The following is a 19,453-nucleotide window of genomic DNA, read 5'->3' on the forward strand; positions in this document are numbered from 1 at the left end:
TGCCCGGCATGCATCAGGGCGTTACAGCAACAGTTCGCCCTGCACTGCCTCGGCGCCCAGCCGCCATGCCAGCCCGGACAACCGGCTGGCGTGGCGCTGCAGGGCCTTCTCCAGCACCTCCGCCGACCCCGCCAGGTGCAACCGCGTCCGCGCCCGGGTCAGCCCGGTGTATACCAGTTCGCGCGACAACACCCGGCTGTCATGACGCGGCAACTGCAGCCACACTTCGTCGAATTCCGACCCCTGGGCCTTGTGCACGGTCATCGCGAACGCGCTTTCGTGGGCCGGCAGGGCCGCCGGATGGAACGCACGGGGATGGGCCATGTCATCACCCGGGAACCACGCCGCGATGCCGCCGCCGGCATCGCGCAGGCAGATGCCCACGTCGCCGTTGAACAGGCGGTGGCGATAGCTGTTTTCGGTCACCAGCAGCAGCCTGCCGTGGAAGTAACCGGCGTTTGCACCGGCCAACAGGGTTTCGATGCGATGGTTCAGCCCGCGCGCGCCCTGCGGCCCTTCGCGCAGCGCGGTCAGCACCCGCAGGCGGCCAGCCTGGGCCAGCGCGGTGGCCGGATCGCCACTGTCGGCAAGCGCGCGCCACTGCGCCAGCAGGTGCTCACGCTGCTCCTGCAGCGGATCCAGCAGGCCTTCGTGGAAGCTGACGCCGGCCAGCGTGCCTTGCCGCAGCAGCGTCAGCGCCGCAGCACTGTCACCCTGGCGTACGGCCGTGGCCAAGGGGGCGAGGTCCAGCGCATCGCTTTGTCGATAGCCGCGCTGCAACTGCACCCGGCGGCCGGCAAACGGGCTGGGCGGTGCTTCCGGCCGCAGCGTGGCCGCGGCCAGCAACGGCTGCAGCGCGCGTGCATCGTCATGGCGGGTGCCCTCGCCATCGCCGCTGGCGCGCAGGATGGCGCTGAGCACATCGCCTGCCTCCACCGACGGCAACTGGTCCGGATCGCCCAGCAGGATCAGCCGGGTGCCGGAGGCGATGGCCTCCACCAGCTTGGCCATCAGCGGCAGGTCGATCATCGACGCTTCGTCGACCACCACCACATCGAACGGCAGCGGGTTCTCGGCATGGTGGCGGAAGCGCGGGGAATCCGGGATCACGCCGAGCAGCCGGTGCAGGGTGGTGCCACTGCTGGGCAGGGCCGCGCACAGCTCAGGCGCCAGGCCTTCGGCCTGCAGTCGCTGCAGCGCCAGGCGCAGGCTTTCGGCCATGCGTTCGGCGGCGCGCCCGGTCGGTGCGGCCAGCGCCACGCGCGGCGCCGGTTGGCCCGCCTGCACGGCCTGCGCGACCAGCAGCAGCAACAGCCGCGCGATGGTGGTGGTCTTGCCGGTACCCGGTCCGCCGGTCACCAGGGCCAACGGGTGGCGCAGGCTCACCGCCGCGGCGCGCGCCTGGTGGTCGACACGCCCGGCCGCCTGCGGGAACAGGTCCGCGAACAGCGGCGCGATCGCCTCCAGCGCCACGCTCGGCAACGGGTGCCGGCCGATGCGCTGCAACCCTTCGGCCAGCTGCCGTTCGTATTCGCGGTAGCGGCGCAGATAGACCAGACCGTTTTCCAGCACCAGCGGCGCATCAACGCTGACCGCATCGGCCTGCTCCGGGCGTGCCACCCACGGCGAGTCGTGCAGTTGCTGCAGCCACTGGCCCGGGCTCGGCCAGCTGAAGCTGCCTTCCACCAGCCGCTGCGGCTGCCCCGGATCGAAGCCGGCGTGCCCCTGCGACACCGCCAGCGAGGCCAGTGCGGCAGCGACCAGGATCGAAGGCGGGGTTTCCGGCCGCAGCCGCCCGAGGCTGAGCGCCAGCGCATGGTCCAGCGTGCGCAGCTGGCCGGCGGCTTTCAGTTCCACCAGCAGGCTCATGCCACGCCCCCCACCACGCGGGCGACCAGCGCCGCCTGGGCAGCGTCACCGCCGGCGAACAGGGCGTCCAGCGCATCCACCAGTGCGGGCTCGAAACGCGCTGCATGCACGCCTTCGCCGTCCACGCCCAGCCCGCGGCAGAACAGGTAACGGATGCCGCCCATGTCGCGCGCGTAGTCGTAGCGGCTGCCCAGCCGGAAACGAAGCCAACGGTGCAGGGCGACGGTGTAGATCAAGGCCTGCAGGTCGTATTCGCTGTGGCGCATGGCCGCGCGCAGCAGGTCCGCGGTGTAGCCTGGCAAGCGGTTGGATTTGTAATCGAGCACGTACCAGCGGCCCTCGCGCACGTAGGTCAGGTCGATCTTGCCGGTCATCAGCCCTTCCAGCTGGCGGCGAAGGCCGAAGCCGCGGCGCGCCGGCACGATGCCGAAACGATGCAGCAGCTGCAGCAGCGCCGGCACCGCGGTGGGCTGCATGGCGAAGTGGAACTCGATTTCCGCGCGGCGCTGGGCCGCGGGCAGCTCGTGCAGGGCCCCGCCCTCCGGCAGCGGCACGGTCAGCGTGTGGCCGACCAACGGCACCAGGACCTCGACGCCTTCGTCCAGGTCGGCATCGGCGTAGCCTTCCTCGCGCAGCGCCTTGCGCAGCACCGCGGCCTGGCCTTCCGGTGCCTGCTCGCCCGGTTGCCAGTCGCCCCAGGCGGCGAAGTCGGTGTTCTCCAGCGCGTCGTGCAGCACGTTGCCGAAGCGACTGCCCATGAAGCGCGGATCCACCGCGACGCTGTCCGCTTCACTGCCGGCCGGCAGCGCCGGTTCCAGCGGCAGGTCGGCACCGGCGGGTTCGTCGGCGGCGGGCGCGGGCACTTCGGTGGCGGCGGCATCGATGTCCTGGCCGGCATCGGCGTTGGCCAGCTGGGTGAAGCTGTACACCCACCAGTCGTGTGGCACCCGCCGTTCGATCAACCGCACCGGCGGCAGCTCGCCTTCGTCTTCCAGCGCCAGCTGCGCAGGGCGTGGCGCCAGCGGGCGCGCATCGACGCGGATATCGGCATGCGCCGCCAACGCCGTCAGCTCGCCCAGCATCGGCGCCAGCCGGGTCTTCGCCAGTCCGGCGAGGTCGCCGACGGCGATCCACAGCGCGTGCTCGGCGCGGGTCAGGCCCACGTACAGCAGGCGCGCATCTTCGGCGCGCTGCTCCTGGTCGCGCAGTGCGGTGGCCGCGTCCCAGGCTGCGTCCTTGTCCAGCTTCCAGTGCAGTTCGCGGCGATCCTGCGCATGCACGGTGCAGTTGCTGGCGGTGTTCGGCGCACCGCCGTCGATACCGACGAACGGCAGGTAGACCAGCGGGTATTCCAGGCCCTTGCTCTTGTGCAGGGTGATGATCTGTACCCGGCGCGCGTCCGATTCCAGCCGCAGCAGCTGCTGTTCGTCGTTCTGGTCGGCATGCGCCATCTGGCCCTGCAGCCAGTCAAGCAGGCCGTGCATGCCCAGCGCCTGGGCCGAAGCCTCCTGCAGCAGCTCGCCCAACTGCAGGTAGTTGGTCAACCGGCGTTCGCCGTCCAGCAGCGCCAGCAGGCGTTCAGCCTGGCCGGCGCAGGCATCGGCGATCACCGCGAACGGCCCGCCGCGGGTCCAGCGTTCGCGCCACTGCAGCAGCTGCGCCTGGTAGCCGCGCTGCACATCGCCGTCGCGTTCCATGCCGGCGATCGCCGCTGCGTCCTGACCCAGCAGCACCGTCGCCAGTGCCGCGCGCAGGCGTCCTTCATCGGCCGGTTGCAGCAGGGCCATCAGCAGCGCGCGCAGGTCCTGCGCTTCGCTGGTGGCGAACAGGCTCTGCTTGCCCGCGGCAACGGCGGGAATACCCGCTGCGGCCAGCCCGCGCTGCACCAGCGTGGCTTCGCGGTGCGAACGCACCAGCACCGCGATGTCGCCCGGCTGTACCGGGCGACCGCGCAGTTCGGCACGGCCGGCACGTGCGTCCACCAGCACCTGGTGGATGTCGGCCACGCAGGCGGCGCAGGCCACCTCGCGCGAGGGATCGGCGTTGAACGGACGCCCGCCTTCATTGCGCAGTACGCGCAGGGTCAGGCCTGGCGCCGGCTGGCCATCGCGCAGGTAGTCCGCGTCGCCGCGCACGCCACCGGCGGCCACCGGTTCGAAGGGAATGCCCTCGTCCAGGAAGGCGGTGGGACCGGCGTTGTCGTACAGCGACTGCAACGCACGCAGCACGCCCGGGCGCGAGCGGAAATTGCGGTCCAGCGCCGGTGCGACCTGCGCCCCGCGCTTGGCCTTGAGGTAGGTATGGATGTCACCACCGCGGAACCCGTAGATCGCCTGCTTCGGATCGCCGATCAGGAACAGCGCCGGCGCCAGCCCGGCCTCGCGCGTTGCTTCGCTGTCGCCGAACACCGTATGGAAGATCCCCCACTGGCGATCATCGGTGTCCTGGAATTCGTCGACCAGCGCGATGCGGTACTGGCTGCGCAGCTGCCGCACCAGGGTGTCGCGGTGCGGACCGGCGAGCGCGTTGGCCACCCCGTCGATCAGGTCGTCATAGGTCTGCACGCGACGCACGCGCTTGAGCGCATCCAGCCGCTGGCGGGCTTCGGCACGCAGGTCGTGCAGGAAATTGACCGCTCGGCCACGCAGCCAGTCCAGCCGCGCCTGCCGGGCCTGCAGGTAGTCCTGCAGTGCCGGCTGCAGCGGCGACCCCGGCGTGCGGCCGGCATGCGCCTTGTTGGTCTTGCCTTCCAGAGCGGCTGGCAGCAGCGCAGGCAGGCGCTCGCTGTCGAGCACCGTGGCCGGCCCGTCATGCAGCGCCCAATCGCGCAGCTGCGAACACAGCGGCTGCAGCCAGCCCAGTTTGTAGGAGGCGCCGTTGAGCCACTTGGCGTCCACCGCTTCACACAGTGCGCCGAAGAAGGCATCACCGTGATCGCGGATGGCCTGGCCCAGCGCATCGGCGGCGTGTTGCAGCCGCAGTGTCGGATCCTCACCGACCACGCCTGCCGGGGGCAGCAACGGCAACGGCTTCAACAGGTCAGGCAGGTCACCGGCCAGGGCCTCGGGGGTCTTCCACAGCCAGGTCAGCGCATCGATCGCGGTCGCATCACTGGCATGCACGCGCCACAGGTCGGCGGCCAGTTCTTCCAGCAGCGCACGGTCACTGGCCAGCAGCTCCGGCGGATCGAAGGTATGTCCGCTTTCCAGCGCATGTTCGCGCAGCACGCGGGTGCAGAAGCCGTGGATGGTGAAGATCGCGGCGAGGTCGATCTCATCGGCGGCGACCTGCAGCCGGCGCTGCAGCGCAGCGGCGCTTTCCGTGCCGGTCTGCAGGTGCCGCTGCAGCACCCACCGGGTCAGCAGCACGTCGGGGGTATCGCCATCGGCCGGCGCGCGATCCACCAGCTGCGCAGCCAGCGCCAGGCGCTCGCGGATGCGCTTGCGCAGCTCCTGGGTAGCCGCGTCGGTGAAGGTCACCGCCAGCACCTGGCCGATGCGCAGGCCCTGCTCCACCACCAGCCGGGTGAACAGCGTGGCCAGGGTGAACGTCTTGCCGGTGCCGGCGCTGGCTTCGATCAGCTGCACCCCGTGCAACGGCAGCGCCAGGTACGGATCAGCCTGCAGCGTGTCCCTGTCGTTGCTCATTGCCCGCCCTCCTCGCGCAGCGCGCGGCCTTCGCGCACCGCGCTGAACACCACGCGGCTGATGTGCAGCAGGTCGGCGAAGCTGGCGTCGTCCTTGAACGGATCCTGCCCGCGCAGCGCAAGCTGGATCGCCTCGCCCTGCGCTTCGCCCCAGCTGCGGTCAGAACCGTGCCAGCGCTTGGCGGCTTCATTGAACTGCTTTTCCGCAGGCGTCGTATGCAGGGTCCAGCCGGTATAGGGACCGAACGGCAGCGGCTCACGCAGGCCGCGCGCGCGCAGCTGCAGCAGGCTGCGCAGGGCATCGCGGGCCTGCGTGGGTGGCAACGCGGGCAGCAGGTGCGGACCCACGCCGTTCTCGCCTTCATCGTGGAACTGCACCAGCGGCAGTGCATCGCCGGCGGCATTGGCCAGCAGCCAGTCCAGCCCATGCCGGATCGCCGCATTACCGTTCAGGCTGCCGGTGCGCAGGCGCACCAGGCCCGCCGGGTGGCGGTCAGCGACCCGGCCATGCAGGCGCACGCCGTCGATGTCCACTTCATAGCGGCGGCTTTCCAGCGGTGTATCGCCCAACCACTCGCGCAGGGCCAGCGCATACGGACGCGACTGTGCCTGCAGCGCATCGAAACCGCGTTCGCCCAGGGCACCGGACGGCAGCAGCGCGCGTGCGCGCAGCCGCGGGTACAACGGCGCGTCATCCTCGCGCAGCGTGGCCTGCACCACGGCCAGCTGCACGCTGCGCGCCTCAGCGCTGCGTTCGGACAACACCAGCGGCTCCACGTCGTCGGTTTCCTGCATCTCCCCGGGCAGGCGCAGGCCCAGCGACAGCGACAGGAACTGGCCCGCAGGATCGACCAGGAAGCGGCGCAGTTCATCCAGCGACAGCCGCGATTCCACCGCTTCGGGGTCCGCAGTCGGCGCGGGCAGCGGCGCGCTGATCCAGGCCGGCAGCTGGCCACGGGCACCGCCCACGGTGGCTGCGGCGGGATGCCATTGGCGGCGATAGCTGAAACGCCGTGGGTCGCCGCCACCGAATGCCGCCGGCGAGAACGGCTGCAAGGCATGCCGCACCACGAACTGCTTGGCCGCTTCACGTGGATCGACGTGGTACTGCATCGCCGCGTCGATCAGTTCGCTGACCAGCACCGAGGGCTCGCGCACGCTGCCATCGCGTGGGTCCGCGCCGAGGTAGCTCAGGTAGAACGCATCCTGCGCGGCGGCGAACAGCTGCAGGAACAGGAAGCGATCATCCTCGCGCAGCGAACGGTCACCCGGGCGACGGCGCGCGCTGTCCAGTTCGGCGGTGAGCTGGTTGAGCCCGGCCGCCGGGTCACGGCGTGGGAAGTCGCCATCGTTGAGGCCCAGCACGCAGATCACCCGGAACGGCAGCAGGCGCATCGGCACCATGCGACCGAAGCTGATGCCACCGGTCAGCAGGGGCGCGCGCGTATCGGCCTCGGCCAGCGCGCCGGCGAAATGCGCGCGGATCACCTCGGCCGGGACACGGCCGTCGAATCCGGCCTTGTCCGCGTCTTCGGCGAACTGGTTGATCAGCCGCCGCAGGCGCTCCAGCGCGCGCTGGCTGTTCGGTGACGACGGCGGAGTCGGCAGCAGCGCGTCGAGCAGTGCCAGCAGGCGTTGCCGCCATTGTGCCGGGGTCAACGTTTCACCCAGCCGCTGCTGGTACACCGCCAGCACCCGCAACAGGCGCAGCAGGCGGTCCAACGCATCCAGCGCACTGCCTTCCAGTTCCGGCCACGGGGCCACGCCGGCGATGTCACCCTCGCTGCCACTGGCATGGCCGAGCAGCAGCCGGTCCAGCGCGAACTGCCAGGTGAAGGCATCGTCGGCCGGCGCCTGGTGCTGGCGACGGTGGTCGGCGCTGAGCCCCCAGCGCGCGCCCGCCGCCTGCAGCCAGTCGTGCAGGCGATCAAAGGCGGCCGCATCCAGTCCGGCGGCTTCGGCCAGCGGCGCACTGGCCAGCAGGTCCAGCACTTCATTCAAGCCGAAGCGCGACACCGGCAGGCCCAGCAGGTGCACGAACACATCGGCCAGCGGCTCGCCGGCCAGCGGGCTGGTATCGGCCAGCGCGTAGGGAATGTGGTCCTCGCCGCCGCTGCGCCCGCCGAACACCGCCTCCAGGTACGGCACGTAGGGATCGATGTCCGGTGCCAGCACGGCGATGTCGCGCGCCTGCAGCGGCGGGTCGAAGCGCGGATCCTGCAGCAGGCCGCGCAGCTGGTCGTGCAGCACCTGCAGTTCGCGCAGGCGGGTATGGCAGGCATGTACCTGCAGGCTGGGATCGTCCAGCCGCAGCGCCGGCAACGGCGGGCCCGACGGCAGGCCGCGGCGGTGGAACAGGTCGCGCTGCAGCCGGTGCAGCAGGCTGTCGGACAGGCCGCCCTGCTCCATCGGCGGGCGCACGTCGTCCTCGGGATCGTCGTAGGCGCCGATCTCGCCGGACGGATGCACCACTTCGTAGCTGCCCAGCACCGCCATGAAATCACGGCCGGCCGCGCCCCAGGCCTCCAGCAGGCGGTTCTCGCCGGCCGCTTCGCCGAACGGATCCGGCGCGCCACTGCGCAGCTTCTCGCCCAGCGTCTGCAGGTCGCCCCAGTACGCCTGCACCGGCGTGGGCAGGTAGAAATGCAGTTCGCCCACGCGCGCCTGGGTGGCCATCACCCGCAGCACGTCGGGCGAGATGTTCAGCGTGGCGAAGGCGGACAGGCGCAGTGGCAGGCCCTGCGGCAACGGTTTGCCGGCGCCTTCGAACTGTTCCAGATAGGCCTGGATGCGGCGCGCGCGGTAGCCGCGTCCCTGCGCGATGGCGCGCCACAGGATCGCCTGCGGATCCTGCGGATCGGCCCCGGCGTCCCAGCGCAGCAGCCAGTCGCGGCGCCAGGCCTGGTATTTCTCGAACACGCTGGCCAGCTCGCCGGCCAGCGCCCAGGGCTTCAGCGGGTCGCCGCCGGACAGGTAGCTGTGCAGCGCGCGCATCGGCGGCTGCGCCATCAACTGCTCGTCGCCCAGTGCGGCATACAGGCGCCAATGCAGGGCCGCTGCGTCCAGGTCCTCGGCTTCGCCGGGGACGTTGGCGTTCAACGCACGCGCCACGAACTCACCCGGGGTCAGGAACTCCAGGTTGGCCGCGACGCCGTATTCGGCCGCCAGGGTGGACTGCAGCCAGCGCCGCATCGCTACCTGCGGGATCAGCACCACTTCCGGGTCCAGCAGCGGCTGGCCGGGCAGCGGCGCGCGCACGTGCCGGGCCAGCAACGCGGCCAGCACGTCCAGCGAGTTGGAATGGTAAAGACGGAAATCGCTGGAGGGGTCGCTCATTGCGTACAGTTTGCCGCAGCGGCGTGGTAAATGAATGCTGGACGCATGTGGCCTGCCGATCACTGCCCGTGGATTGTTCCGCCAGGCCGCTTCGACTGTCCCGGAGCGGCTACGCGCGTGCCACAACCACGCATGCGACAATACTGGACGGTCCAGTACGCTTATGTTCAGCGCCGCGCCCTGATCCTTCAACGTTGGAAAATTGTTAAATGGTGCCCATGCAGGCTTCCACGACTCCTCTGGTGCAGTTGACCAACGTCCGCATCGAGCGCGGCGGACGCACGATCCTGCGCGATGTGTCGCTGCAGGTACCGCAGGGCAGCATCACCGCCGTGCTCGGTCCGTCCGGCAGCGGCAAGTCGACCCTGCTGGCCGCGCTGACCGGTGAACTGCGTCCGGTGCAGGGCGAAGTGACCCTGTTCGGCAAGCCGATCCCGACCGGCAACCGCGAGCTGCTGGAAATGCGCAAGAGCGTCGGCGTGCTGCTGCAGGGCAATGGCCTGTTGACCGACCTCACCGTCGGCGAGAACGTGGCGTTGCCGCTGCGCGCGCATACCCGGCTGCCGGTGGCCGTGCGCGAGCGCCTGGTGCAGATGAAGCTGCACGCGGTGGGCCTGCTGTCGGCCGGTGATGCCTGGCCGCGTGAACTGTCCGGCGGCATGGCACGCCGCGTCGCGCTGGCCCGCGCGCTGGCACTGGATCCGCCGCTGATGATCTACGACGAGCCGCTGACCGGACTGGACCCGATCGCCTCCGGGGTCATCATGAGCCTGATCCAGCGCCTCAACCACAGCCTGGGCCTGACCAGCATCATCGTCAGCCACCACGTGCACGAGACCCTGCCGATCTGCGACCAGGTGATTGCCATCGCCAACGGTGGCGTGGTGTTCCAGGGCAGCCCCGCCGCGCTGGAAGCCAGCCAGGATCCGTTGCTGCAGCAGTTCCTGCACGGCCGCCCGGATGGCCCGATCCCGTTCGACGCCGCGCCCCGTGCGAGGACTGCCTGATGCCCTTCGTTGCCGCCACCCGCTCACTGGGACGCGCCGGTCTGTTTTCGCTGACCGTGCTGCGCGGTTCGCTGCCGACCGCTGATTTCCTGGCCGAGCTGACCCGCGAGATCTACAAGATCGGCGCGCGTTCGCTGCCGATCATCGCCGTCGGCGGGGCTTTCGTCGGCCTGGTGCTGACCCTGCAGGGCTACCGCACGCTGACCACCTTCGGCGCCGCCGATGCGCTGTCCACGTTGCTGGGCCTGTCGCTGTACCGCGAGCTGGCGCCGGTGCTGACCGCACTGCTGTTCATCGGTCGCGCCGGCAGTTCGATCGCCGCCGAACTGGGCCTGATGCGCGCCACCGACCAGATCAAGGCGCTGGAGCTGATGGCCATCGACCCGATCGCCAAGGCGGTGGCCCCGCGCTTCTGGGCGGCGGTGCTGACCGTGCCGCTGCTCACCGGGGTGTTCTGCTCGCTGGCGATCTCGGCCAGTTATTTCGAAGCGGTGCACCTGCTGGGCCTGGACAACGGCGTGTTCTGGTCGGCGCTGCGCAACAGCGTGGACTTCTGGAACGACTTCGGCGTGGCGATGCTGAAATCGGCCATCTTCGGCGGCACCGCGGCGCTGGTGGCCTCCTACGTGGGCTTCCACGCCGAGCCGACCATCGAAGGCACCTCCGTCGCCACCACCCGCGCGGTGGTCAATGCGTCGCTGCTGGTGCTGATGTTCAACTTCGTGCTGTCGGCCATGCTGTTCCAGTAACTGTATTCCTTCCTGGTTCCGGCGCCTGGCAGCGCGGGAACGACCTGAACCTCCCGCCCTGTCTATGCCGGGGCACCTGTCAAAAATGGTGAAATGAACATGGCCATCCGCGGTCCCAGACTGGAATTTTCCGTCGGCGCCTTCCTGCTGCTGGCACTGGCCTCGCTGTTGGTACTGGCGGTCGCTTCGACCAACCAGCGCTGGGGCCTGGGCGGTGGCGGCTACGAGCTGAAAGCCCGTTTCTCGCAGATCGGCCAGCTGCGCAAGCAGGCACCGGTGAAGATCGGCGGGGTCAACGTCGGCCAGGTGGCGGCCATCGACCTGGATCCGGTCAAGTTCGACTCCATCGTCACCATCAAGATGGACGGCAAGTTCAAGGACCTGCCGGCCGACACCTCCGCCGGCATCTTCACCAGCGGTTTGCTCGGCGAGAGCTATATCGGCCTGCAACCGGGCGGCGATCCGGACGTGCTGAAGGCCGGTGATGAAATCGTGTTCACCCAGCCAGCGGTAGACCTTATCCAGCTGGTCGGCAAATACATGTTCAGTGGTGGCGGCGCCGGTGGCGACGCAGCACCGTCCAACGAATCCCACGACGGCGCGCCCGCGCCCGCTACGGAAACCCAACCATGAAAATGAAACTGCTCCCGCTCTTCCTCGCTTCGGCCCTGCTGGCCACCACCCCGCTGCTGGCAACGGCGCAGGCACCTGCCGCCACCGCCGCCACCCAGGGCCAGGCCGGCAAGACCGTGATTGATGCCAGCACGCGCATCATGACCACCCTGCAGCAGCGCAAGGCCGAGTTCAGCAAGGACCCGACCGCGCTGCGCAACTTCATCAACAGCGAGCTCAACCGCACCTTCGACCGCGATTACGCGGCACGCCTGGTGCTGGGCGCGCATTCGCGCGGTGCGTCCGATGCCGACATCAAGCTGTTCGCCGATGCAATGGCCGACAACCTGATGCAGCGCTACGGTTCGGCCCTGCTGAACATCCAGGGCAGGCCGAGCTTCCGCCTGAAGGGCGAGAGCGCGCTGCCGGGCAACCGCGGCGTGCGCGTGGCCACCGAACTGGTGCGCTCGGGCGACCAGCCGACCCCGGTCGAGTACCTGATGCGCAACACCGACGGCCAGTGGAAGATCTTCGACGTCAACATCGAAGGCATCTCCTACGTGCAGACCTTCCGCAACCAGTTCGACGCCCCGTTGCGCCAGAAGGGCATCAAGCAGGTCGCCACCGAGCTGCGCAGTGGCAGCATGCAGGCCGGAACCCCGGGCAATGGCAAGTAACAGCGCCCAGGCCCGGCTGGACCAGGGCACCCTGCACCTGTCCGGCGTGCTGGACCGCAGCGCGGTGATCGCGCTGTGGCCGCAGCTGCAGGCGCTGGGCAACGGCGCGCAGGCGCTGGACCTGAGCGGGGTGCCGCGCGTGGACAGCGCCGGCGTCGCCCTGCTGGCCGAACTGGCCGCGCGTGCGCGGCAGCAGGGACGGACGCTGGCCATCACTGGCACGCCGGACGGCCTGACCGAACTGGAGGCCGCCTACCGGCTGTCTGCAGACCTTGATTTCAATGCCCCTTCTGCCGCGAGCTGACATGAACGTCGTACGCATACTCCCCCTGTTCGTCCTGGCCGCCACGCTCAGCGCGTGTGCTGCCAAACCGGCCCGTGACAGCGCGCCCAGCGCCGGCACCGTGGTGCCTGCAACGGAAGCACCGGTCGCCGACGCGCCGCTGGCCGCCACCGCGGCGGACGATGCGGTCGTCACCTCCGACGCCGCTCCGGTGGCCGCGCCGGCAACGCCAACGCCCGCAGCGCCGGCCGCCGTGGATGCCGATGGTGATGGCACGCCCGATGCCACCGAGGACGACTTCGCCGCGCTGTACGGCAGCGATGGGGTCAGCGGCGGATCCACGGCCGTCTACGATCCGTGGGAACCGCTCAACCGCCGCGTGCATCGCTTCAACGTGGTGGTGGACAACGCCGTCGCGCGTCCGCTGGCCACGGCCTACACCAACGTGGTGCCGCGCTTTGCCCGCACCGGCGTGAGCAATTTCTTCAGCAACATCCGCTCGCCGGTCACCATCGTCAACCAGTTCCTGCAGGGCCGTCCGGACGATGCCTGGGACACCATGGGCCGCTTCCTGATGAACAGCACGCTGGGTATCGGCGGCCTGTTCGATCCGGCCAGCAAGGCGATGATCGCCAACCGCAAGGAAGACTTCGGCCAGACGCTTGGTGCGTGGGGCTGGCGTCCGTCGCGCTACGTCGAACTGCCGTTCTTCGGCCCGCGTACGGTGCGCGATGTGTTTGGCCTGGCCGGTGACATCCCGCTGTCGCCGATCCGCCAGATCGAAGAAGACAAGGTGCGCATCGGCCTGCAGGGCCTGCAGCTGGTGGACGCCCGTTCGCAGCTGCTGGCCGCCGATGACATCCGTTCCAGCGCGGTGGACGAATACGCCCTGGTGCGTGATGCGTGGCTGCAGCGCCGCAACTACCAGATCGAGAACGACCTGCGTGGCAAGCATGCGCGCGGCAAGGACGACCTGGATTCGCCGATTCCGGTGGATGCGATGCCGATGCCGCAGTGGGGCAACTGATTACAGCGAACGGCTGAGCCCCTCGTGGTGGGGGGATCGGTTGTACGGGTGTTGGGCCGGACGATGGGGCTGGTCGGGGGACGGCAGAAGCTGCGTCCTGCGGGCCTCGTGTCGCGCCATCCATGGCGCTCCACGCCCCCGCCCAACCCCACCGCCCGGCTCTGTGACATAGCGCGCGCGCCGCCACGTAAAAAATAAAATAAAAGCGGAATGTTTCCGGAACGGGGTCAGAGTCCTTTCGCTGCGCGAAAGGACTCTGACCCCTTCTTTTTTTCTCTCTTCTACGTGGCGGGACGCGCGCGCGGTCTGTCAGGGCCGGGCGGGAGGGGTTGGTGGGGGCGTGGAGCGCCATGGATGGCGCGACACGAGGCCCGCATGGATGCAGTTTTTGCCGTCCCCCACCAGCCCCTCCCGCCCGGCCCACCCCAGTGACCCGGCTGTAGTGCGACCCACCACGAGGGGCTCCGCCGTTCGCCGGATCAGGCCGCCAGTGCGGCGTCCACGGCTTCGCGCACGCGGGCGTCGTCCGCTGCTACGTCCGGGGCGAAACGGGCGATGACCTGGCCGTCGCGGCCGATCAGGAACTTCTCGAAATTCCACAGGATGCCCGGTGCCGGCTGCGCCAGGTCCTTGGCCGCCAGGCGCTCGCGCATCGGGCCTTCGCCGATGGCCTGCGGCTGCGCGGCGATCAGTTGCTGGTACAGCGGATGCACCTCATCGCCGGCCACGCTGATCTTGGCGAACATCGGGAAGCTGACGTCGTAGGTCAGCTGGCAGAACTGCTGGATGTCCGCTTCGCTGCCCGGCTCCTGGCCGAGGAAGTTGTTGGCCGGGAAGCCGAGGACCTCCAGGCCCTGCGCCTGCTTTTCCACGTACAGCTTCTGCAGGCCTTCGTACTGCGGGGTCAGCCCGCACTTGGAAGCGACGTTGACCACCAGCAGCACCTTGCCGCGGTAATCGGCCAGCGAGGCCGGCTGGCCTTCGATGGTGGTGACGGGAATTTCCTGGATCGACTGGGTCACGGCGGACTCCTGGTTACAAGGGTGAAAGGGAGGCATCCCGCAGGGGACGCGCAGCAGCGCGCGTTCAATCCACGCAGAGCGTGCCTTGGGCAACACCGCCATCGATGCGCTGGCGGCAACCGAAGTTTTCGCTGGCATCGCGCTGGCACACACCGGAGGCCGGCGAACCGGCAACCACTTCGCCGATCGCCAGGCACTGGCCACTGCAGTCGGCCTTGGCACTGCAGGTCTTGCCGGCGTCGGCATACGGCACCACGCACTGCACGCGCTGCAGGCGGCCCAGCGGGCGCAGCTCACCGCCCTTGGCAGTGCAGGCGGCGGCATCCAGCGCGGCCACGGCCGGCACCGTGTCGGCAGCCGACGAGGCGGTGTCCGGGCGACTACCGCCGAAGGCACAGCCGGCAAGGGAGGTCACCAGCAACAGGCTGGTCAGCAGGGAAAGGCGCATCGGCGGTATCCATCAGGGTGCGGGTCGGTCACCGAGGATACCGAAGCGATGTGTCTACTCTTCGTCAGGCCCTGCCAGTTGCTGCACGGTATCGGGCTGCAGTTCAGGCGGCAGCGCTTTCTTGGCCTTGCTGCCCAGCTCGGCCAACCTTCGCGCGCGGCTGATCGCCGAGTTTCGCGAATCCTGCAGCCGGTTGCGGGCATTGGAGAACGCGGTTGTGGCGTCTTCGAGCTTCTTGCCGACGTTGTTGAAATCGGTCAGGAAGGCCATCAGCGCGTCCAGCACCAGGCCACCGGCATCGCTGATCTGCAACGCCTGCTTCTGCACCTTGTCGCGCGTCCACAACCGTTCGGCCACGCGCAGCAGCGCCATCAGCGTATTGGGCGAAGCGAACACCACCTTGTTGTCGAAGGCATAGGTCTGCAGCGAAGGATCGGCCGACAGCGCGGCCGACAACGCGCCTTCGATCGGCACGAAGGCGATGGTCACATCCAGCGTCTGCTCTTCGCCCATCGCCTTGGGATAGTTGCGCACGCCAAGGTCGCGCACGTGTGCGCGCAGCGCGGTGGCATGCCGCAGCAGGGCCTCGCCGCTGGCGTCGGGGGTCACCGCGTTCATGGCTTCCTGCCACGCCACCAGGTTGACCTTGCTGTCGACCACGATGCTGCGCTGGTCCGGGAAGTTCACCACCACGTCCGGGCGCAGGCGTTCGCCTTCGTCATCCACCACGTGCTGCTGGCGCTTGTAGTGCACGCCTTCTTCCAGCCCGGAGCCGCGCAGCACGGTTTCCAGCATCAGCTCGCCCCAGTCGCCGCGCACCTTCGCATTGCCCTTCAGGGCATTGGTGAGTGCCGCCGCCTGCGAGGCCATGTCCTGGTTGAGCGTCTTCAGCTCACCCACCGCGCCGAGCAGGCTGGCCCGTTCGCGGGCTTCTTCGGCATACAGCACGTCGACCCGGCCGCGGAACTCCTGCAGGCGTTCGGTGAAGGGTTTCAGCAGGTTCTCGATGTCCTGCCGCGATTGCCCGGTGGCATGGCGCACGTTCTTCTCGAACTGCTGGCCGCGTTCTTCGAAGACCTTGCCGGCCAGTTCAGCGAAGGCGCCGCTCAGCTTCTCCTTGGCACTGTCCAGGTAGGCGCGCAGTTCGTCGCTGGCCTGCTGGGAGTGCTGCAGGTTGGCCTGCATGCGGGTGTGCTCGCCATGCAGCTGCTGGTAGGTCTCGCGCTGGGCGTGCAGCTGCTGCTGCGCATCGGCCAGCTGCGCCTGCAACTGCTGCAGTGCGTTGCCGCGTTCGACCAGGCGGGTGTGACGCTCGCTGGCCAGTGCGGCGTCGCGTTCGATGCGTGCCTGTGCTGCGCTGAGCGCCTGCTGCGCTTCCAGTCCACGCCGGCGTTCGCCTTCGATGTCTTCCTGCAGCGACTGCAGGCGTCCACGCAGCTGGCCGGCGTCGACCTGCGCGGCCAGGCTGCGGTCGCGTTCGTCGGCCAGCGCCTGGCGCAGTGCGTCCAGCTCGTGGGTGTCGGTGCCGCCACCGGAGCGGCGCAGCACCACCACCAGCAGGACAAGGATGACGGCCAGCAACAGCACGGCCAGTAGAGCAAGCGTCTGGGTTTCCATGCCGCTAGTTTAGGCGGCTGCCGTCTCATGCGCTGCGCCGGGGGTGGTTGGTCGAGCGGGTGGAACCCCCTCGCGGCTGTCAGGCTTCCAGCAGGGCTGGGTGTCGGGTGGGGCGGGGAGGTTATGCGGGGCACGCGCAAGTACGTCCATGTAGCTCTTCGCGGCTCCTGCCGCTCAAGGCCCCGCATAACCTCCCCGCCCCACCCGCTGACCGTTTTTCGCGTGCTGTCAGCCGCGTTGAAAGAAATGAGAGAGGGGTCAGCGTCCTTTTGCGCGCAAAAGGACGCTGACCCCGGTGCCCGTGACCCCGGTTGCGACCCCGATGCCTGGGAGGCTTACCAGCCTTCCAGCACGATTTTGCCCTTGGCTTTCTGGCTTTCGATCAGTGCGTGCGCGCGGCGCAGGTTGGCGGCGTTGATGCGGCCCAGGTTTTCGCCCAGCGTGGTGCGCAGTACGCCGGCGTCGATCAGGCCGGCGACGCGGTTGAGCAGGACGTGCTGCTGTTGCATGTCGGCGGTCTGGTGCAGCGGCCGGGCGAACATGAACTCCCAGTGCAGCGAGGCGGATTTGCGCTTCAGCGCCATCACGTCCAACTGGCCCGGGTCGTCGATCAGGCCGAGCTGGCCCTGCGGTGCCAGTACTTCGATGATCTGTGCGTAATGCTGGTCGGTGTGGGTCAGGCTGGCGACGTGTTCGACATGCGCGATGCCAAGCCGTGCCAGGCCTTCGGACAGCGGCTGGCTGTGGTCGATGACATGGTGCGCGCCCAGTGCGTACACCCAGTCCTGGGTTTCCGGGCGCGAGGCGGTGCCGACCACGGTCAGCTTGGTCAGCTGGCGGGCCAGCTGCACCAGGATCGAACCGACGCCACCGGCCGCGCCGATCACCAGCAGGGTCTGCCCTTCGCCCTTGCCCTCGGCGATGCGCAGGCGATCGAACAACAGTTCCCATGCGGTGATCGCGGTCAGCGGCAGTGCCGCGGCACTGGCGTCGTCCAGGCTGGACGGCTTGCGGCCGACAATGCGTTCGTCCACCAGCTGGTACTCGGCATTGCTGCCGGCACGGTCGATGGCGCCCGCGTAGTAGACCTCGTCGCCGGGCTGGAACAGGGTGACCTCGCTGCCCACCGCATCCACCACGCCCACCGCATCGAAGCCGAGCACGCGCGGGGTTTCAGTGGCAGCGTTGCGGCGCACCTTGGCGTCGACCGGGTTCACCGCCACGGCCTTGACCGCCACGCGCAGGTCGCGCGGGCCCGGGGTGGGGATGTCCAGATCGATATCGACCAGGGAGGTGGCGTCGTCCGGCGACAGGCCGGCATGGGTATAGGCAACAGCGCGCATGGGGTGACTCCGCAGCGGGGGGATGCGCTCAGGATGGACGCTGCAGGTGACGCTGAAAAGGCGCAGAATCGTTCATCACTTTCTCTTCTGTGGTGAAAATGGTCCGGTTCGATGACCTGCAGCTGTTCGTGCGTACCGCGGCGCTGGGCAGTTTCAGCCGTGCAGCGCGCGAGGTGGACCTGCTGCCCGGGCAGGTGGCCGCGGCGATCGCACGGCTGGAGCGCGAGCTCGACCTGCGCCTGTTCGTGCGCACCACCCGCAGCCTGCGCCTGACGGCCGAAGGCGCGCAGTACCTGCCTTATGCACAGGAAGGCCTGGCAACGCTGCGCGAGGGTCAAGCGCGGGTGCAGGGCGAGGCCGCCGAACTGGCCGGCACCCTGCAGGTGGCGGCGCCGTCCGATCTCGGCCGCAACGTGCTGCTGCCCTGGCTGACCGCGTTCCGGCGTGCGCATCCGCGGCTGCAGCTGCACCTGCAGCTGTCCGACCAGGTGGCCGATGTGTTCCGCGATCCGGTCGATATCGCCTTCCGTCTGGGCCGTTTCGACAACGCCAGCTATGTCGCCCTGCCGCTGCTGGCGGGCAACCGCCGCGTGCTGGTGGCGTCTCCCGCCTACCTGCAGGCGCACCCGGCACCGGACAGCCTGGATGCGCTGAAAGACCATGCCTGCCTGCTGTACCAGCTGGGTGGCCGCACCCACGACCGCTGGAGTTTCGAACAGGACGGCCGCCGCAGCGTGGTGGCGGTGCGTGGTGCGCTGCTGTGCGACGACGCCGACGTGGTGCGGCGCTGGGCGGTAGCTGGCGAGGGCATCGCCTACAAATCGTGGCTGGATGTCGGTGATGACGTGCGCGCCGGGCGCCTGCAGGTGCTGCTCGACGGCCAGGGCGAGAGCCTGCCGTTGAACCTGGTCTGCCCGCACCGCAAGCAGTTTTCGCCGGCGGTGCGGCAGCTGCATGGGTTCCTGGGCGAGCGGCTGACGCCGTTGCTGCAGGGCTTGCCCAGCGCCCGGTAGTGACGGCCGCTGGCCGTCACTACAATGAAGCCCCCTGCGTTGAACGAGTAAGCCGCCATGCCGTGGATGGGCATCCAGGACCTGTGGACCTTCCTGGTCGCCGTGCTGGTGTTCCTGGCCCTGCCGGGTCCGGGCACCTTCACCCTGCTCACCGCCACCGGCCGCGGTGGCGTGCGCGGTGGCTACACGGCGCTGGCCGGCCTGCTGGTGGGCGACCAGATCCTGATGTGGCTGGCGCTGGCCGGCGTGGCCGCGCTGCTGAAAGCCAACCCGACCGTGTTCCATGCCGTGCAGTACGTGGGCGCGGCCTACCTGGTGTGGGTGGGCATCAGCCTGCTGCGTACGCCGAAGGCCGACGGCGGCGACCTGCCGGGCAGCGTGCGGCTGGCGCCGGGCCACTACTTCCGCCAGGCGATCCTGGTCAGCCTGCTCAACCCCAAGGCGATCCTGTTCTACATGGCGTTCCTGCCGCTGTTCATCGACCCGCGCCAGCACCAGGGCGTGGCCACCTTCGTCGCGCTGGCCGGGATCATCTTCGTGGTCAGCGTGGCGTACTGCTCGCTGCTGATCGGCGCGGGCAACCTGGCCCGTCGGCGGCTGATCCAGCATCCACGCGTCAGTGACCTGCTGCGGCGCGTGGCCGGCGTATTCCTGCTGGGCTTCGGCATCCGGCTCGGGTTGAATGGCTGAGCCGTTGTGCCGATTCCGGCAGGATATGCCTGATGCAACGCATGGCGGTTTGTCAATGAGCGTCCGTCAGTAGTAATGCGGCGCCGCGTTCGGTCACACTCGGGCACTTGTCGT

Annotated in this window: 15 protein-coding genes; 8 read left to right on the plus strand and 7 right to left on the minus strand. The window is 69.1% G+C overall.

The window, feature by feature from the left end; genetic code table 11:
* Nucleotides 1-21: 21 nt before the first annotated feature.
* The 3 genes from recD to recC are packed head-to-tail and all read right to left on the minus strand — an operon-like array spanning nt 22 to nt 8,851.
* The gene (recD, locus tag RTX79_RS09690) at nt 22-1,869 is read right to left on the minus strand and encodes an exodeoxyribonuclease V subunit alpha (RefSeq protein WP_312683436.1); all 1,848 of its coding nucleotides are present in this window, start codon (nt 1,867-1,869) and stop codon (nt 22-24) included.
* Entirely contained in the window at nt 1,866-5,516 is a 3,651-nt protein-coding gene (locus RTX79_RS09695; protein ID WP_312683437.1) for an exodeoxyribonuclease V subunit beta, read from the minus strand. Before RTX79_RS09695 ends, recD begins: the two co-directional genes overlap by 4 nt.
* Nucleotides 5,513-8,851, minus strand: coding sequence for an exodeoxyribonuclease V subunit gamma (gene recC / locus RTX79_RS09700; protein ID WP_312683439.1), 3,339 nt, complete (start codon nt 8,849-8,851; stop codon nt 5,513-5,515). The genes RTX79_RS09695 and recC overlap by 4 nt, the downstream gene beginning before the upstream one ends.
* Before the next feature lie 218 nt (nt 8,852-9,069).
* On the opposite strand from recC, the gene RTX79_RS09705 reads away from it, so the two are divergent.
* The 6 genes from RTX79_RS09705 (at nt 9,070) to RTX79_RS09730 (ending at nt 13,206) form a co-directional block, all read left to right on the plus strand.
* A complete protein-coding gene (locus tag RTX79_RS09705; RefSeq protein WP_057508372.1) occupies nt 9,070-9,858 on the plus strand; it encodes an ABC transporter ATP-binding protein in 789 nt (262 codons plus the stop codon).
* Complete coding sequence (locus RTX79_RS09710) at nt 9,858-10,607, plus strand: MlaE family lipid ABC transporter permease subunit (protein WP_042612164.1); 750 nt, start codon at nt 9,858-9,860, stop codon at nt 10,605-10,607. Before RTX79_RS09705 ends, RTX79_RS09710 begins: the two co-directional genes overlap by 1 nt.
* 99 nt (nt 10,608-10,706) lie before the next feature.
* Entirely contained in the window at nt 10,707-11,240 is a 534-nt protein-coding gene (gene mlaD / locus RTX79_RS09715) for an outer membrane lipid asymmetry maintenance protein MlaD (protein ID WP_042612192.1), read from the plus strand.
* Complete coding sequence (locus RTX79_RS09720; protein WP_309689460.1) at nt 11,237-11,896, plus strand: MlaC/ttg2D family ABC transporter substrate-binding protein; 660 nt, start codon at nt 11,237-11,239, stop codon at nt 11,894-11,896. Before mlaD ends, RTX79_RS09720 begins: the two co-directional genes overlap by 4 nt.
* Complete coding sequence (locus tag RTX79_RS09725; RefSeq protein ID WP_312683440.1) at nt 11,886-12,200, plus strand: STAS domain-containing protein; 315 nt, start codon at nt 11,886-11,888, stop codon at nt 12,198-12,200. The genes RTX79_RS09720 and RTX79_RS09725 overlap by 11 nt, the downstream gene beginning before the upstream one ends.
* A 1-nt stretch (nt 12,201) precedes the next feature.
* On the plus strand, nt 12,202-13,206 hold the full coding sequence (locus RTX79_RS09730) for an MlaA family lipoprotein (protein WP_312683442.1): 1,005 nt from the start codon (nt 12,202-12,204) through the stop codon (nt 13,204-13,206).
* A 479-nt stretch (nt 13,207-13,685) separates the two neighbouring features.
* Here the strand turns inward: RTX79_RS09730 and RTX79_RS09735 are convergent, their stop codons facing one another.
* The 4 genes from RTX79_RS09735 to RTX79_RS09750 form a co-directional block, all read right to left on the minus strand.
* Nucleotides 13,686-14,228, minus strand: coding sequence for a glutathione peroxidase (locus tag RTX79_RS09735; protein ID WP_123700001.1), 543 nt, complete (start codon nt 14,226-14,228; stop codon nt 13,686-13,688).
* 64 nt (nt 14,229-14,292) lie between these two features.
* Nucleotides 14,293-14,676 carry a hypothetical protein gene (locus tag RTX79_RS09740; protein WP_309689454.1) on the minus strand — a complete coding sequence of 128 codons (384 nt, stop codon included), beginning with the start codon at nt 14,674-14,676 and terminating at the stop codon, nt 14,293-14,295.
* A 54-nt stretch (nt 14,677-14,730) separates the two neighbouring features.
* Nucleotides 14,731-16,293: a DNA recombination protein RmuC gene (gene rmuC / locus RTX79_RS09745; RefSeq protein ID WP_312683443.1), complete on the minus strand. Its 1,563-nt coding sequence runs from the start codon at nt 16,291-16,293 to the stop codon at nt 14,731-14,733.
* 335 nt (nt 16,294-16,628) lie between these two features.
* A complete protein-coding gene (locus RTX79_RS09750) occupies nt 16,629-17,636 on the minus strand; it encodes a zinc-binding alcohol dehydrogenase family protein (RefSeq protein ID WP_057509038.1) in 1,008 nt (335 codons plus the stop codon).
* A 92-nt stretch (nt 17,637-17,728) separates the two neighbouring features.
* On the opposite strand from RTX79_RS09750, the gene RTX79_RS09755 reads away from it, so the two are divergent.
* Nucleotides 17,729-18,649, plus strand: a complete 921-nt coding sequence (locus RTX79_RS09755; RefSeq protein ID WP_312683447.1) for a LysR family transcriptional regulator — start codon at nt 17,729-17,731, stop codon at nt 18,647-18,649.
* 57 nt (nt 18,650-18,706) lie between these two features.
* On the plus strand, nt 18,707-19,339 hold the full coding sequence (gene leuE / locus RTX79_RS09760) for a leucine efflux protein LeuE (RefSeq protein ID WP_312683449.1): 633 nt from the start codon (nt 18,707-18,709) through the stop codon (nt 19,337-19,339).
* Nucleotides 19,340-19,453 lie beyond the last annotated feature (114 nt).

Origin of the sequence: Stenotrophomonas chelatiphaga (assembly GCF_032054965.1) — a bacterium.
GTDB lineage: Bacteria > Pseudomonadota > Gammaproteobacteria > Xanthomonadales > Xanthomonadaceae > Stenotrophomonas > Stenotrophomonas chelatiphaga.

Bases quoted from the DNA above. Each gene is read 5' to 3' on its own strand.
- mlaD (WP_042612192.1), top strand. From the start codon at position 10,707: ATGGCCATCCGCGGTCCCAGACTGGAATTTTCCGTCGGCGCCTTCCTG.
- RTX79_RS09720 (WP_309689460.1), top strand. From the start codon at position 11,237: ATGAAAATGAAACTGCTCCCGCTCTTCCTCGCTTCGGCCCTGCTGGCC.
- RTX79_RS09710 (WP_042612164.1), top strand. From the start codon at position 9,858: ATGCCCTTCGTTGCCGCCACCCGCTCACTGGGACGCGCCGGTCTGTTT.
- rmuC (WP_312683443.1), bottom strand. From the start codon at position 16,293: ATGGAAACCCAGACGCTTGCTCTACTGGCCGTGCTGTTGCTGGCCGTC.
- RTX79_RS09725 (WP_312683440.1), top strand. From the start codon at position 11,886: ATGGCAAGTAACAGCGCCCAGGCCCGGCTGGACCAGGGCACCCTGCAC.
- RTX79_RS09730 (WP_312683442.1), top strand. From the start codon at position 12,202: ATGAACGTCGTACGCATACTCCCCCTGTTCGTCCTGGCCGCCACGCTC.
- recD (WP_312683436.1), bottom strand. From the start codon at position 1,869: ATGAGCCTGCTGGTGGAACTGAAAGCCGCCGGCCAGCTGCGCACGCTG.
- RTX79_RS09705 (WP_057508372.1), top strand. From the start codon at position 9,070: ATGCAGGCTTCCACGACTCCTCTGGTGCAGTTGACCAACGTCCGCATC.
- RTX79_RS09740 (WP_309689454.1), bottom strand. From the start codon at position 14,676: ATGCGCCTTTCCCTGCTGACCAGCCTGTTGCTGGTGACCTCCCTTGCC.
- RTX79_RS09750 (WP_057509038.1), bottom strand. From the start codon at position 17,636: ATGCGCGCTGTTGCCTATACCCATGCCGGCCTGTCGCCGGACGACGCC.
- RTX79_RS09695 (WP_312683437.1), bottom strand. From the start codon at position 5,516: ATGAGCAACGACAGGGACACGCTGCAGGCTGATCCGTACCTGGCGCTG.
- recC (WP_312683439.1), bottom strand. From the start codon at position 8,851: ATGAGCGACCCCTCCAGCGATTTCCGTCTTTACCATTCCAACTCGCTG.
- leuE (WP_312683449.1), top strand. From the start codon at position 18,707: ATGCCGTGGATGGGCATCCAGGACCTGTGGACCTTCCTGGTCGCCGTG.